The 15,851-nt window shown below is 42.1% G+C and carries 13 protein-coding genes and 1 pseudogene; 3 read left to right on the top strand and 11 right to left on the bottom strand.

Features of this window, described 5'->3' with window-relative positions; genetic code table 11:
- Positions 1-363: 363 nt before the first annotated feature.
- The 11 genes and pseudogenes from recG to nrdR all read right to left on the bottom strand — a co-directional run bounded on the left by recG (position 364) and on the right by nrdR (position 13,786).
- Positions 364-2,380: pseudogene (gene recG / locus HMPREF2805_RS06015) on the bottom strand (ATP-dependent DNA helicase RecG).
- 24 nt (positions 2,381-2,404) lie between these two features.
- On the bottom strand, positions 2,405-3,508 hold the full coding sequence (gene alr / locus HMPREF2805_RS06020; RefSeq protein WP_075231809.1) for an alanine racemase: 1,104 nt from the start codon (positions 3,506-3,508) through the stop codon (positions 2,405-2,407).
- The gene (gene acpS / locus HMPREF2805_RS06025) at positions 3,498-3,860 is read right to left on the bottom strand and encodes a holo-ACP synthase (protein ID WP_075231820.1); all 363 of its coding nucleotides are present in this window, start codon (positions 3,858-3,860) and stop codon (positions 3,498-3,500) included. The genes alr and acpS overlap by 11 nt, the downstream gene beginning before the upstream one ends.
- Positions 3,861-3,905: 45 nt before the next feature.
- Positions 3,906-4,937: a 3-deoxy-7-phosphoheptulonate synthase gene (locus tag HMPREF2805_RS06030; protein ID WP_075231810.1), complete on the bottom strand. Its 1,032-nt coding sequence runs from the start codon at positions 4,935-4,937 to the stop codon at positions 3,906-3,908.
- Between the two features lies 1 nt (position 4,938).
- Positions 4,939-5,970 (bottom strand): 3-deoxy-7-phosphoheptulonate synthase, encoded by a 1,032-nt coding sequence (locus tag HMPREF2805_RS06035; protein ID WP_045762820.1) that lies wholly within the window; start codon positions 5,968-5,970, stop codon positions 4,939-4,941.
- 81 nt (positions 5,971-6,051) lie between these two features.
- A complete protein-coding gene (secA, locus tag HMPREF2805_RS06040) occupies positions 6,052-8,565 on the bottom strand; it encodes a preprotein translocase subunit SecA (protein WP_075231811.1) in 2,514 nt (837 codons plus the stop codon).
- Between the two features lie 643 nt (positions 8,566-9,208).
- Complete coding sequence (gene der / locus HMPREF2805_RS06050; protein WP_001207696.1) at positions 9,209-10,519, bottom strand: ribosome biogenesis GTPase Der; 1,311 nt, start codon at positions 10,517-10,519, stop codon at positions 9,209-9,211.
- Between the two features lie 13 nt (positions 10,520-10,532).
- Complete coding sequence (locus HMPREF2805_RS06055; RefSeq protein ID WP_075231813.1) at positions 10,533-11,246, bottom strand: NADPH-dependent oxidoreductase; 714 nt, start codon at positions 11,244-11,246, stop codon at positions 10,533-10,535.
- Positions 11,243-12,139: a primosomal protein DnaI gene (dnaI, locus tag HMPREF2805_RS06060; RefSeq protein WP_075231814.1), complete on the bottom strand. Its 897-nt coding sequence runs from the start codon at positions 12,137-12,139 to the stop codon at positions 11,243-11,245. The genes HMPREF2805_RS06055 and dnaI overlap by 4 nt, the downstream gene beginning before the upstream one ends.
- Positions 12,140-13,306, bottom strand: a complete 1,167-nt coding sequence (locus HMPREF2805_RS06065; protein WP_075231815.1) for a DnaD domain protein — start codon at positions 13,304-13,306, stop codon at positions 12,140-12,142.
- Positions 13,307-13,786 (bottom strand): transcriptional regulator NrdR, encoded by a 480-nt coding sequence (gene nrdR / locus HMPREF2805_RS06070; RefSeq protein WP_075231816.1) that lies wholly within the window; start codon positions 13,784-13,786, stop codon positions 13,307-13,309. It abuts the gene before it with no gap.
- Between the two features lie 139 nt (positions 13,787-13,925).
- Here nrdR and HMPREF2805_RS06075 point away from each other — a divergent pair, with 139 nt between their 5' ends.
- The 3 genes from HMPREF2805_RS06075 to HMPREF2805_RS06085 are packed head-to-tail and all read left to right on the top strand — an operon-like array spanning position 13,926 to position 15,737.
- Positions 13,926-14,291: a GntR family transcriptional regulator gene (locus HMPREF2805_RS06075; RefSeq protein WP_000119157.1), complete on the top strand. Its 366-nt coding sequence runs from the start codon at positions 13,926-13,928 to the stop codon at positions 14,289-14,291.
- Positions 14,292-14,294: 3 nt separating this feature from the next.
- The gene (locus HMPREF2805_RS06080) at positions 14,295-14,990 is read left to right on the top strand and encodes an ABC transporter ATP-binding protein (RefSeq protein WP_075231817.1); all 696 of its coding nucleotides are present in this window, start codon (positions 14,295-14,297) and stop codon (positions 14,988-14,990) included.
- Positions 14,991-15,005: 15 nt separating this feature from the next.
- Positions 15,006-15,737 carry a hypothetical protein gene (locus HMPREF2805_RS06085; protein WP_075231818.1) on the top strand — a complete coding sequence of 244 codons (732 nt, stop codon included), beginning with the start codon at positions 15,006-15,008 and terminating at the stop codon, positions 15,735-15,737.
- Positions 15,738-15,851 lie beyond the last annotated feature (114 nt).

Below are 15,851 nucleotides of genomic sequence, written 5' to 3' on the forward strand. Positions count from 1 at the left end.
TTAGAAACTTGAGTTCTAAGGACTTTGTCTTCGTTCTGAGAGCGTTACCGCTCTTTTACTTAGTATTTAGGAGAAGGTGCTTGCTCCTGTTGAAACGTTTTTTGGTAATTTACTTTAATCGTCATTGTCATGTGAGAGTCCTCGTTTCTTTTTGATGACTCTAGTATAGGCAATAACCCTAAAAGCAAACTTAAGATTTTCTTAGAGAAAGCTTATACTCAATGAAAATCAAAGAGCAAACCAGGAAACTAGCCGCAGGCTGCTCAAAACACCGTTTTGAGGTTGTGGATAGAACTGACGAAGTCAGTAACACATATACGGCAAGGCGACGTTAACGTGGTTTGAAGAGATTTTTGAAGAGTATTAATCTAAATGTTCTTTCTTCTCTAGATTCAGGGCAACCACATGCCACTCTGGATCCTCTTGCCAGTTAGGAAGGGAGCTGATATAACTAGCTACCTTACGTGCTTCCTCAAGAATCGGAAAATCTTCGATAATATCAGCCACTTGAAACTCTGGTAAACCTGACTGCCTGGTTCCAAAAATCTCACCCGAACCGCGCATTTTCAAATCTTCCTCCGCAAGGACAAAACCATTGGTCGTTTCTGTCATGATACGCATGCGGTCTTTACCTGAATCCGTTTTAGGATTAGCCACAAGAACCGCATAGGACTGCTTGTCTCCTCGACCGACGCGACCTCTGAGCTGATGGAGTTGACTGAGTCCAAAACGATCAGCATCCATGATAATCATGACGGTCGCATTTGGCACATTGACCCCAACCTCGATAACCGTTGTCGAAACCAGAATATCAGTCTTTCTATCTTTGAACTCCTGCATAATCTGGTCTTTTTCATCACTCTTCATCTTACCGTGTAAGAGAGCAACTTTTGCTTTTCCTGCAAAATGATCCGTCAATTCTTCCGATAAAGCAATAGCATTTTTAAGATCTAGGGCTTCAGATTCTTCAATCAAGGGCGAAATAACATAGGCTTGAGAACCTTTTTGAATTTCTCCTTCCAACCAAGTCAGGACCTGTGGTAATTGCTCATGCTTGATCCAGCGAGTTACGATTGGTTTGCGCCCAGCAGGCATCTGGTCAATAATGGAAACATCCATATCTCCAAAGGCGGTGATGGCTAAGGTTCGTGGAATCGGAGTCGCCGTCATCATGAGGACATCTGGATTTTCTCCTTTTTCACGTAAAATACGTCTTTGTCCCACACCAAAACGGTGTTGCTCGTCGATGATAATCAAACCGAGTTTAGCATAGTCTACCCCATCTTGAATCAGAGCATGAGTTCCGACAATCACATCGACCTCGCCCTTGGCAATGGTCTCTAAAACCGTGCGTTTTTCTGCAGCTTTTAATGAACCTGTTAGGAGAGCTAGTTTCAAATCAGGAAAGAGACTTTCTAGACTTTCAAAATGCTGCTCTGCAAGAATCTCTGTTGGAACCATGAGAGCGGCCTGATAACCAGCCGTTACAGCTGCGTACATCGCTAGACCCGCAACCACTGTCTTCCCACTACCAACATCCCCTTGTAAGAGTCGATTCATGTGATGGTCCGACTTCATATCTGATAGGATTTCTTGCAGGCTTTTTTTTTTGAGCTTGAGTCAAGGCAAAAGGCAATTCCTCTTTAACCGCAGTTAGTTTTTCTTGCGACCAATTCAAGACCAATCCACTTCCATCAACCTTATTTTCAGACTTGAGGGTCTGTAATTGCATTTGGAAATAAAAGAGCTCCTCAAACTTGATTCGACGGAGGGCCTGCTTGTATTCTGCCAAATCCTTAGGAAAATGCATAGCACGAACAGCCTGACAACGAGACATGAGTTTGTATTTATCTAGCAAGGACTGAGGGAGATTTTCCTCTATCAAAAGATCTAGCCCCTGATCAAAGGCGGTCTTGATAACCTTGACCAAGCTAGCTTGGCTGATTCCTTGAGCCAATCGATAAACAGGTTGGAGATCATCCTCCACCTGGGCTAAAACCTTCATCCCTGTGAGACTAGCCTTGGCGCGATCCCACTTACCAAAAACGGCTAGAGTCGCTCCTAGCTCAATCTTGTCAGCCAGGTAGGGTTGGTTAAAGAAGTTAACTGCAAACACAACCTCTCCCTGCTTGAGGCTAAAGCGTAGGCGATTGCGCTTAAAACCATAATACTGAACACTAGCTGGTGTTACTACCTGACCAGATAGGACAGCCTTTTCACCGTCTTCTAGCTCTAGCACCTGCTTGGTCTTAAAATCTTCATAACGGAAAGGAAAGTAGAGCAAGAGATCTTGCAGGTTTTCAATTCCTAGTTTGGCATATTTCTCTGCTGACTTTGGTCCCACTCCAGGCAAGACATGCAAGGGTTGATGTAAATTCATGCTCCTCTCCTTTCCTTCTCTCTTTTAATGATATTCTCTCGGAATTCGATCACTGAGGAGACAAACTACCTCATAATTGATCGTTCCACGGTAAACCGCAACATCTGTTGCAGTAATCTCCTTGTCACCGTCTGCACCAATCAAAGTTACCTTGGTACCTAATGGATACAGCTTAGGCAAGCGAATGGTGATTTGGTCCATGGATACCCGCCCTACGATAGGGCACAATTGTCCATCCACCAGAACTGAGAAATTCTGCATATCTCGTGTCCAACCATCCGCATAACCGATTGGTAAAGTAGCAATGACTTGCTCACTGTCTGCCTGATAGGTCGCTCCATAGCCCATACAAGCCCCAGCTGGGACTGTTTTAACATGAACAATAGCAGTTTCTAAGGTCAAGGCTGGTTTTAGTTCATAAGGCAATTCCAAAACTTGTCCGCTTGGATTGAGACCATACATAGAATCTCCCATACGAACTGCATTAAAAATCGTTTCCGCATGCCATAGAGTAGTCGCAGAGTTACTCGCATGGACTAGTTCTGGTACTTCTTGCAAGTCAGCAAGTATTGTCTTGAAACACTCTAACTGTTGCTTAAAGTAGCTATCCGACTCTTCATCAGCAGTTGCAAAGTGCGTAAAGATTCCCTCAACATTTGCTCCATGTTCCTTGAGTAAAGTTTGGGCTTGTGCTGCCTCGCTTGCACTTCTAAAACCAATTCGCCCCATACCTGAATCAATTTTAAGGTGAACGGTTAAGCCTGATAAATCTGAATCAGTAGCAAGGAGATTCTCAATCCATTCCAATCCTGCCACTGTCAAGGTAATATCAAAGTCCTTGGCCAATGAAAGAGATTCAACTTCAGATACTCCCAAAATAAGAATCTTCTTAGAAATTCCTGCCTGACGAAGCTCGAGGGCTTCATCGATATTAGAAACGCAAAAGCCGTCAACATCATCCTGGATAGCCGTCGCAACAGCTACCGCACCGTGTCCGTAAGCATTGGCTTTTACAACTGCCCATTTGAGGGTATCTTTGGGAATGTGCGCACCCATTTGTTGGATATTGTAGCGGATAGCTCCCAGGTCGATGAGGGCCTTGGTTGGTCTATGTGGACTAGTTTTCATGATTCTCCTCCAAAATAACACTAGCTGTCACAAACTGATCGGTATGGCTGATCGATAGCCACACTTTTCCTGAAAATGGGGATTTGCTGAAGTAGGGAGCTCCTCTTTCATTGTTCAAAACTTCCAAATCCTGAAAGCCCAACTTACCAATCCCTGTCCCTAGAGCCTTGGAGAAGGCTTCTTTAGCTGACCAACGCCCAGCCAAATACTCGATTTGTCTACGACCTTTGAGACTGGCAAAACGCTCCATTTCCTTGTCTGTCAAGACACGCCGTGCAAATCCTTCTCTTTTTTCAACTGCATTTTGTATAGAAGCTAATGCTTCGATATCAATTCCGTGTCCAACTATCATTTTTCTCAAAAGGAGTTGAGATACCCCCAACTCCATCCTTTTCACTTATTTTGTTAAGGTAGTATAGATTTCTTCTACCAGGGCTACTGTATTTTCCCATCCTAGACATGGGTCTGTAATAGAGCAACCAAAGATCTCTGGTTGATTTTGGCGACCATCTGCTAGGTAAGATTCGATCATAAAGCCTCGAACCGTCTTTTTAATCTTTTCATTCCAGTCACGATTCAGCAAGGCTTGGCGAACAATGCGAATTTGTTCCATATACTGCTTACCAGAATTGTCATGATTGGTATCGATGATGATAAAGGGATTTTCAAGTCCCATAGTCTCATAGCGATTGATTGCATTCAAGAGAGTTTCATAGTAGAAGTTGGGTTCATTTTTTCCATATTCATTCATGGCACCACGAAGGATAACGTGGGCCAAGGGATTTCCTGAAGTTTCTACTTCTTGTCCATGGTAAAGAAATGTTTGCTTGTTTTGTGCAGCATAGATGGCATTAAACATAACAGACAGATTTCCAGAGGTTGGATTTTTCATACCCACTGGTGCATCAATCCCTGAAGCTACAAAACGGTGTTCCTGGTCTTCTACTGAACGTGCACCCACTGCATGGTAGCTCACCAAGTCGTCAACCAAGACTAGATTGGATGGATAAAGCATTTCATCTGCTGTAGTCAATCCAGTTTCTGTAATAACACGATAATGAAGCTGACGAACAGCCTGCAAACCATTAATCAAACTTGGTGCTTTAGAAGTATCTGGCTGATGAACCAAACCTTTGTAGCCATCTCCATTGGTACGTGGCTTGGCTGTGTAAACACGCATGACCATGAAAATCTTATCTGCAACTTTCTTCTGCAAGTCTGCTAAACGACGAGCATACTCAAGGACTGCTTCTTCATTGTCAGAAGAACATGGCCCTATGACTAGTAGGATACGCTCATCCTTACCAGAGATGATCTCTGCTAATTCACGATCACGACTTTCCTTACGACTCAAAGCCTCTGCAGATAATTGTGTTTCTGCTTTTATCGCTTCAATGTCGATTTCTTGACCTTTTTCAATAAATGCCATATTATTCTCCTAGTCTTTGGTAAATTTCGCGAACAAGAGACTCAGTATTTTCCCATCCTAGACATGGATCGGTGATAGATTTCCCAAAGACCTCTGGTTCATTTTGACGACCATCTTCTAGATAAGACTCAATCATGAAACCACGTACATATTTTTTAATCTTTTCATTCCAATCGCGGTTAATCAAGGTCTGACGAACGATGCGAATCTGATCCATATACTGCTTGCCTGAGTTATCATGGTTGGTATCAATGATGATAAAGGGATTTTCAAGACCCATCTTTTCATACTGGGCAATGGTATCCATCAAATTATCATAGTAGTAGTTAGGGATATTTTTACCGTATTCATTGAGGGCACCACGGAGAATGGCATGTGATAGAGGATTTCCAGTCGTTTCAACTTCTTTCCCTAGGAAAAGGAAACTTTGTTTGTTTTGAGCCGCATAAATACCGTTGAACATGACATTGAGATTTCCAGACGTTGGATTTTTAAAACCTGTCGCAAAATCTGCTCCACTAGCTACAAAACGGTGTTGTTGGTCTTCAACCGAACGAGCTCCAACTGCCATGTAAGAAATCAAGTCATCTACCAAAGGAAGGTTTTCTGGGTACAACATTTCATCTGCTGTCGTCATTCCTGTTTCAGAAATAACACGGTAATGCAGGTGACGAACCGCCTTGATCCCATTGATGAGACTAGGTGCTTCTTTGGCATTTGGTTGGTGAATCAAGCCCTTATAGCCATCACCATTAGTACGTGGTTTAGCAGTGTAGACACGCATCACCATAAAGACGCGATCTTTGACTTCTTCTTGCAGTTTTGCCAAACGCTTGGCATACTCAAGAACTGCTTCTTCATTGTCAGACGAACACGGACCAATCACCAACAAAATGCGTTGATCTTCACCACGAATAATCGCTTCAAGTTCTTGATCGCGCTGTTGTTTATTGGCAAGTGCTTGTCCTTCTAATTTAGACAAACTACGAACTTCTTCAATATTAATTTTAGGGCTTTTGGCTGTAAATACCATGATTCATCCTCCTTATAAAGCAAACGGACGCCAAGCGAAAATTCACTTTTCACTAGGCATCCGCCTGAAAATTAGTCATTCTTAACGTCGTTTACCGTGACAGTTTTTAAATTTCTTACCAGAACCACATGGACACAAGTCATTACGCTTAACTTGGCTAAGATCCAAATCTGCAGGAAGCTCAGTCTGTTGTGCAGCAATATTACGAGTTGCTGTCGTACTGATATGACGCTCTGCTTGTGGACGCTCTTGTTCATGAATTTGTGCTTTCATCATCAAACGAGTCACATCAAACTCAATCGAACCAATCATATCATTAAACATACGGAAACCTTCTGCTTGATACTCAACGACAGGGTTGTTTTGTGCATAACCACGAAGGCCAACAGCATTACGCAACTGATCAAGAGCATCGATATGGTCTGTCCACTTGTTATCTACAACACGTAGGATCAAGACTTTTTGGAATTCTTTGACGGCTTCCTCATCACGAAGCTTAGCAACTTGGCTATCGTAGACTTTCAAGGCACGTTGGTATAGTTCATCTTTGATCGCTTGGTCTGACAAACCTTCTAGGTCTGAAAGTGAAATTGAATCTTCTGGAAGCAAGTTGTATCTTGCAAAATTCAAGATAGCTTCTAGTTTTTCATTTTGTTTAGCACGCGCATGATTATCAACAACACGATTAATGGTTCGTTTCATCATCGCATGAATCTCAGGAGCCAAGTCGCGATCAGCAGTGATGACATCGTAACGTTGTGAGTAGATAATCTCACGTTGCTCACGCATGACATCATCGTATTGAAGGACTTGTTTACGTGTGTCGTAGTTGTTTCCTTCAACACGTTTTTGTGCTGCTTCAACCTGACGTGTCAACATACGAGATTTGATCGCTTCGTCTGACATATTGAGACGTTCAAAGACACCCTTCAAGCGCTCTGAACCGAAACGTTTCATCAAATCATCTTCAAGAGAAAGGTAGAATTGTGACTCCCCTGGATCCCCTTGACGTCCTGAACGTCCACGAAGCTGGTTATCGATACGACGACTTTCATGGCGTTCTGTACCAATGACACAAAGTCCACCAAGTTCACGAACACCTTCACCAAGCTTAATATCAGTACCACGACCGGCCATGTTGGTCGCGATTGTAACTGCACCACGTTGGCCAGCATTCATGATGATTTGAGCTTCTTTGTAGTGGTTCTTGGCATTCAATACTTCGTGAGGAACACCTGCAGCTACCAATTTTTTAGAAATATAATCACTAGTTTCAACTGCAACAGTACCTACCAAGACTGGTTGACCTTTTTGGTAGCGAGCTTTTACATCTTCAACAACAGCCTTAAATTTAGCTTCAAGACTAGCATAAAGTACGTCTGGATGGTCAATACGTTGAACCGGACGGTTTGTTGGGATAGGAATAACACGAATATTGTAAATTTCGCGGAATTCTTCTTCCTCAGTCTTACCTGTACCTGTCATACCAGACAATTTCTTGTACATACGGAAGAGATTTTGGTAGGTAATAGAGGCTGAAGTCTTGGTTTCATCTTGGATTGGCACACCTTCTTTAGCTTCAATCGCTTGGTGCAAGCCATCAGAATAACGACGACCTTCCATGGTACGACCGGTAAATTGGTCGACAATCAAGATTTCCTGCTCTTCGCTGACTACATAGTCAATATCGAGAAGCATGATGTAGTTGGCACGAAGGGCATTATCGATAAAGTGAGTCAGAGCAACATTTTCAATGTCGTAGAGGTTGCTTAGATTGAAATAGCTTTCGGCCTTGTCAATCCCTGAATCTGATAGACCAATAGTCTTAGACTGAATATCAATGATATAGTCATCCTTACCCAAAGACTTCACAAAATGGTCAGCCATATGGTAGAGTTGGCTGGTTTCAACTGCATTGGCTCCTGAAACGATCAAAGGAGTACGAGCTTCGTCAATCAAGATAGAGTCCACCTCATCGACCAAGGCATAGTTAAGCGGACGTTGAACCATATTCTCCGCACGAACGACCATGTTATCACGAAGGTAGTCAAATCCGATTTCTGAGTTGGTTGAGTAAGTGATATCACACTCATAGGCTTCTTTTTTCTCCATTGGAGATTTGGCCGCCAAGTTGATCCCTACTGATAAGCCAAGCCATGAGTACAACTCACCCATCTCAGTCGCATCACGTTCAGAAAGGTATTCATTGACCGTAACTACGTGAACCCCTTTACCTGAAAGAGCATTGAGGTATACAGGCATAGTCGCTGTCAAGGTTTTCCCCTCACCAGTACGCATCTCAGGAACGTCACCATGGTGAAGAACGATCCCCCCCATAACCTGAACCTTATACGGGAAAAGACCAAGAACGCGCTTAGCTCCCTCGCGTACAACAGCAAACGCCTCATACAAAAGTTGGTCAAGAGTCTCACCGTTTTGATAGCGTTGTTTGAATTCTTCTGTTTTTGCTTTCAATTGCTCGTCTGTTAACGCAGCCATTTCATCTTCATATTTGAGGACTTTATCAGCCATCTTCTCCAGACGACGAATCTCTCCTTTATCATTTTCGATGATTGATTTTAATAAATTTGCCATTTTTTTCCTTACTTTAAATTCTGAATATTTTAGAATGTTCTTTTTATTGTAGCATATTTGCACAATTTTTTCAAGAAATATTCCGTTTTCAATTAGAGCAAAAAAGGGCTAATCATCAAGATTAGTTCCCTTAAAATTCCTCTTCCGATGCTAGTTTTCTTCATTAATGCTTCTAGCTAGTTTATCCATGAAAAAATTGCCATCATTTTCTATCAGGTACAAGCTTGCCTATTTCTTTCAAGGAAGACTGGATTTCTTCTTTTCCAATCGTAGCTTATTCATAAATTTTAGACAAGCATAGATTTTCCAGTCATTGACTAAGGATAAAAGGACTAAAAGTAGCCAAATCACCCATCTAGCAAGATCCCTTGGTTCTTGTAAAATAAAGTTAAATAAGACTAGCGAAAAAAGAGTGAAAACTAGACTAAACAAGGCTGCTAGAGGCATATAAAACCAATAAAAATAGTAAAAGACAGAAAAGTACCTACTTCCTGGATGTACCTTCCCTTGCCAACGAAAAAAGTAAAAGTAGGGTGCCAAAATCAAGAATTTTAATAGTTTTTCCATCTCCTTACCTCTCCAACGCTTTCCTTATTTTATTATAGCAAAAAAATCTGGAAATATCTTTCCAGATTCTGCTTTTTTACTTCCGTTTTCTTGCGATCAGATGAATCGGTGTTCCTTCAAAGACAAAAGCCTTGCGAATTTGATTTTCCAAGAAACGCAGGTAAGAAAAGTGCATGAGTTCTTCTTCATTGACAAAGATAACAAAGGTTGGTGGTTTAGTTGCCACTTGAGTCGCATAGAAAATCTTAAGACGTTTTCCTTTGTCTGTCGGTGTTGGGTTAATGGCAATAGCATCCATGATCACATCGTTCAAGACAGCTGATGGAATACGTGTATTTTGACTTTCACTGATTTGCTTAATCATCTCAGGAAGTTTGTGGAGACGTTGCTTGGTCAAAGCGGATACAAAGATAATTGGTGCGTAAGGCAGGTATTGGAACTGCTCACGGATATCTTCTTCCCAGTTTTTCATAGTGTGGTTGTCTTTTTCAAGTGTATCCCACTTGTTGACCACGATAATCATCCCTTTACCAGCTTCATGAGCAAATCCTGCGATACGCTTATCGTATTCACGAATACCCTCTTCCGCATTGATGACCATCAAGACCACATCTGAACGATCAATAGCTCGCATAGCGCGCATGACAGAGTATTTCTCGGTATTTTCATAAACCTTACCAGACTTACGCATACCAGCTGTATCAATCATGGTAAACTCTTGACCATCTGTATCTGTAAAGTGGGTATCAATGGCGTCACGAGTTGTTCCAGCAACTGGACTGGCAATGACACGGTCTTCTCCCAAAATAGCGTTAATCAAGCTTGATTTTCCGACGTTAGGACGACCAATCAGGCTAAACTTAATGACATCCGGATTTTCTTCTTCATATTCATTTGGAAGATTTTCTACAATAGCGTCTAGCACATCCCCTGTACCGATACCATGGACAGATGAGATAGGCAGTGGTTCACCCAAACCGAGGGCATAGAAATCATAGATATCATTTCGCATTTCAGGGTTATCCACCTTGTTCACTGCGAGGATGACTGGTTTGTGGGTCTTATAAAGCTTACGGGCTACGTATTCGTCTGCATCGGTAATTCCTTCCTTACCAGACACCACAAAGACGATAACATCGGCTTCTTCCATGGCAATTTCTGCCTGGTGCTTGATTTGTTCCATGAAAGGAGCATCGACATCATCGATTCCTCCTGTATCAATCATGCTAAACGAACGATTGAGCCACTCACCCGTCGCATAGATACGGTCACGTGTCACTCCTTCGACATCTTCTACAATGGAGATTCGCTCACCAGCGATCCGATTAAATAGGGTTGATTTCCCAACATTGGGACGTCCTACAATGGCAATAGTTGGTAGGGCCATAATTTCTCACTTTCTACAATAACTTCTTCTGTTCAAGATTTTTTCTAGTTGAGCTTGGTTCTGGATTGCCGAATTGCTCTGCTAAACGTTGACTCCAAGTTGTAGTCGCACGCGCACCTGCATATTCAGTCTGTACACGGTCATAGGCTTCAATTGCCTCAGTTGACTGTTCTTGGTATTCTTCCTCAAAGACAACATTCTCTAGTAGCAGTCTTGGTTTTACATCATGCTTTTGATTTGGCACACCGAGTGCAATCCCAAAGACTGGATAGGTATAATCAGGAAGCTTGAACAATTCTGCTAACTCAACAGACTTGTAACGCACCAAACCTATAATGACACCACCGTAGCCTAGGCTTTCTGCCGCAAGCAAGGCATTTTGTCCAGCCAAAGCCGCATCTACTGAAGTGATGAGGAGTCCTTCCACCCCTTGAGGTTGGAAAACATCCGTATGGAGACGAGCCCCTTTTTCTGCACGGTTTAGATCACCAACAAAGAGAAGAAAGGCTGCAGACTGGCGAATAGCTTCCTGAGGTACTAGCTCAAATAAGGCGTCCTTCTTTTCTTGACTTCTGACAAGAATGACCGAGTAGGATTGGAAATTTTTCCAAGAAGAAGCCATTTGGGCAGCTGTCAAAATCTCATTCAATTCTGCTTGGGGAATCTCTTGCTCTTTAAATCTACGCACTGAAGTATGAGCCTTCATTAATTTGATTGTTTCTGTCATCGGCGATTTTCTCCTTCAAGTCTGGTTTCCTCTGCTAAATAACGAATGCGTTCCATGACGCGTCTAGCTTCCCAGGTTTCGTCATTTCCATTTTTCCCTTTAGCGAAATGCAGCTCCAAATCTTCAAAATTGAAGTTGGAGGTGAAAAAGGTCGGTAAATCTTCCTGCATGCGATATTGGAGAATGACCTGCAGGATCTCGTCACGCACCCAAGCTGTTGATTGCTCGGCACCAATATCATCTAAAATCAAGACTTCAGCCAGCTTAATCTCGTCCACCAAGGTCTTAACATTGCCATCACCGATGGCATTTTTGACATCGATGACAAAACTAGGATAGTGGAGGAGAGTTGATGAAACACCACGTTTTTCTGACAAATCATGGGCTAGGGCAGCCACCATGAAACTTTTACCCACACCAAAGTCTCCATATAAGTACAGACCTTTCAAATTATTGGGGTAATCGTTAACAAATTTTATCATTCTATTTAGAACAGTTAAACGCCGAACATCATCACGATAAACATCTAAAAAACTGACATTTTTCAGGCTAGATGGAAAATTAATTAAGTTGAGACGTTTCTTGATGGCAGCTTCTTTTTCTGCCGCGATTAACTCTGGAGTTTCTTCATAAGAAACATCCGCATAGCCATGATTCATGACTAGGATAGGCTTGTAGCCACGCGCGATATAATCTGTATCTCCTCGGAGGAACTTATCTCTCTCAGTGATGTATTGGTTAAACTTGGAAATACTACGGTTTAACTCCTCCTGACTGAGGGATTCTTTCTGGATAAAGGCCGCAACATCAGGATCCTTCACTATTTGCTGGACTAAATCCTGATACTGAAATCGGCTTGGTTGACGTTTGAGTACATCTCCGACACTTTCCATCTAATCACCTCCGTTATCTAATTTTGCTAATAATTCTAGGGTTTGGCGTTCCATTTCTTCTAATTCCTCAGCGGATGACGTATTCTTATATTCAGGATTGCTCCATTTAGGCACATTGGTTTTTGCTGGGGCAGTCTGATTCTGCTTTTGCGTTTTTGCTTTTTGGCCACGTTCACGAATACGGAGGACAGCTTCCTCGGCACTACGGATATTTTGATAGGCGTAGTCATTAGCCACCTTCATGGCGTATTTTTCATTGATATTGGCCGAATCAACCTTATTAAAGGTCAGGAGCAGGATAACATTGATCACTTCATCCAGCAAACCCAAGGCTGCCATCTGCTGGAGCAGGTCCCGTTCAGTCTGGGTAATACTTCCCTTGCGGGTCTGCTTAATCTCAGCAAGGAACTGCAAGGCTGTCTTTTTCTTAGCCTCTCGGATAATGGTTGCTTCCTTGGGACTAAAGTCAGAAGTCACAGGCTTTTGCGCTATCTTTTCACGGATGCGTTTGACAGAAATCACTTGCGACACTGCTGTCGCTTTGGCTACTTGATAAGTCTCAAACCAGGTCCACTTCTGCTCATCAGCTATTGCAAACAAGGCCAAAACATCCGAAGTTTCATCTTGAAAACGAAGACCATCGCGAGCCATAAGCTGACGAAAATGCTCCAAATCAAAATCATCTGCTGCTGGCTGACTGCTAGAGGTTTCTTGACTCGCAGACTCAGATAACTGAGGAAAGATTTGACTCAAGGCCACCGAGATCGGTTCCCCTTCAACACTTTCCTGTCTCATGGCTGCTACCGCACTATCCCCAATCATTTTTTCTAATAAGGTCCGATAAACTGTATGTTGTAAAAATTCTTGAGTTGATAAGGGAGAATGGAGTAACAAGTTATAGGCCTCCCCCTGCTGATAGAGGGTCACCAATTTCATGGCTGTCAGAGTTTTAAAAGCCTTTAAAAGGGTATCCATCCCAAAATTGAGATGATTGAGCATGGCTGCAAAGAGATGTTCTTTTTGACCACCATCCCAAAAAGTCACAGCATAAAGATAGAGGCTCAGCGCCTCCTGACCGATAATCGGGAGGTAGCACTGCACCATTGATGAGGTATCTTGCGACACCCGATTGTTCTTTACAAAAGAAAAACGGTCATTTGGCTTCATTTATTTTTCCTTTTTCTTTTTCTTTTTAGAGGATTGTGTGATCTGCTGGAGTAGGCTTTCAAGCTCACTCACATCCTTAAAGCTACGGTAAACGCTGGCAAAACGGACATAAGTAATCTCATCTAACTCTGCCAACTCTTCCATAACCAAAGAGCCAATAACCTCACTCTGAATTTCATTTTCATTGCGACTACGGAGTTTTTGTTCGATGCGATTGACCACCATGCCAATTTCATCACTAGACACTGGACGTTTCTGGGCTGAACGAATAATCCCGTTAAAGATCTTATCTCTTGAAAATTGTTCCCGTGTACCATCTTTTTTGACCACAACTAGTGTTCTCTCTTCAACACGTTCATAGGTTGTAAAACGATGCTGACACTCTTCACACTCACGTCTTCTTCTGATTGTATTTCCTTCTTCAGCCTGGCGACTATCGATCACACTTGATTTTGTAGCGCCACATTTTGGACAACGCATGCCTTTCCCTCCTTGTCGTTTTCTTTTCATTATACCATTTTTTAAGAGATTCCCAAAATAATTCTCCTTTTGGCTTGACAAGTTTTTTGTTTTGTTGTATTATTGAATTAACACAAAGGTAAACAGAAAGGAGATCGTGATGTCTTGGACATTTGATAACAATAAACCCATTTATTTGCAGATTATGGAGAAAATCAAATTGCAGATTATTTCCCATAAACTCGAGCCCAATCAACAGCTTCCAACCGTTAGAGAATTGGCTAGCGAGGCAGGTGTCAATCCCAACACCATCCAGCGCGCCCTATCGGACTTGGAGAGAGAAGGCTTCGTCTATACCAAGCGGACATCTGGACGCTTTGTCACAGAGGATTTGGACTTGATCCTCCAATCCCGTAAGCAACTGTCAGAAGAACAGCTGCAACAGTTTGTAACAGGCATGGTAGAATTCGGCTATGAAAAAGAAGAACTACCGACTGTTTTGAGAGATTATATTGAAGGAGTTTAAACTATGACCTTGTTAGCATTTGAAAATGTGTCAAAATCCTATGGAGCAAGCCCTGCTCTTACAAATATTTCCCTTGAAATTCCAGCTGGAAAAATCGTTGGTCTCCTTGGTCCAAACGGTTCTGGAAAGACAACCTTGATTAAACTAATCAACGGCTTGCTGCAGCCAGAGGAAGGGCGTATCCTCATCAACGGCATGGAACCAAGCCCAGCAACTAAGGCAATTGTTTCTTATCTACCTGATACGACCTATCTAAACGAGCAGATGAAGGTCAAGGAAGCTCTCACTTATTTCAAGACCTTCTACCAAGATTTTAATCTGGAACGTGCTCAAGGTCTTCTTCGTGACCTTGGTATTGATGAAAATAGCCGTTTCAAGAAACTCTCAAAAGGAAACAAAGAAAAGGTTCAGTTGATCCTTGTCATGAGTCGTGATGCTCGTCTATATGTGCTTGACGAACCAATCGGTGGTGTCGACCCCGCAGCTCGTGACTATATCTTGAACACCATCATCAACAACTACTCTCCAACTTCGACTGTCTTGATCTCAACTCACTTGATTTCAGACATCGAGCCAATCTTGGATGAGATTGTCTTCCTCAAGGATGGAAAAGTCGTCCGTCAAGGAAATGTTGACGATATTCGCTATGAGTCTGGAGAGTCTATCGACCAACTCTTCCGTCATGAATTCAAAGCCTAGATAAAGGAGATTATTATGTTTTGGAATTTAGTTCGTTATGAATTTAAAAATGTTAACAAATGGTATTTAGCCCTCTATGGTGCTGTATTGGCACTTTCTGTCCTTATCGGGGCTCAAGCTAGTTCCCTCAAATCCATTGACACCCCCGATCAACAAATGATTATGTTAGTATTTCTAGGTCTGGTTTTTGGTGGACTGATCATTACCTTGAGTATTTCAACCTTGATTTTGATCATCCGTCGCTTCAAGGGTAGTGTCTATGACCGACAAGGTTATCTGACTTTGACCTTACCAGTTTCCGAACACCAGATTATCTTAGCCAAACTCTTGGGGGCCTTCATTTGGTCTCTGATTAGTTCAGCAGTCTTTGTTCTGAGCATTTATATCATTGTTGTGATAATTGAGCCTAATTTCATTGATTTCCTTGCTTTTAAAGACTTGTTCCAACAGTACCTAGACAGTATCGGCTTATATCTAATTTCATTCATCCTTAGCACAATTTCAGGAATCCTCTGCATCTACTTGGCGATTTCCATCGGACAACTTTTCAATGAATACCGCACAGCACTCGCAGTTTTAGCCTACATTGTTATCCAGATCGTGCTCGGTTTTGTCGGTCTAAACCTTCGCATAGATACTAATTTCAATATGATGCTTACATTTGAAATCTTTACGGATTTAATCCTAATTGCTGGATTCTACCTCGGTACTTACTATATCTTGAAGAATAAGGTTAATCTTCAGTAATCATTCAGAGGATGGTCAAAAACTTAATTTTATAGTGGATTGAACTTAGAGTAGCACGTCATGGATTCTAAAACATTTTTAAAAATTAATTTGACTTTCCTAACCTCTTTGTTC

This window comes from Streptococcus sp. HMSC034E03 (assembly GCF_001811505.1).
Classification (GTDB): domain Bacteria; phylum Bacillota; class Bacilli; order Lactobacillales; family Streptococcaceae; genus Streptococcus.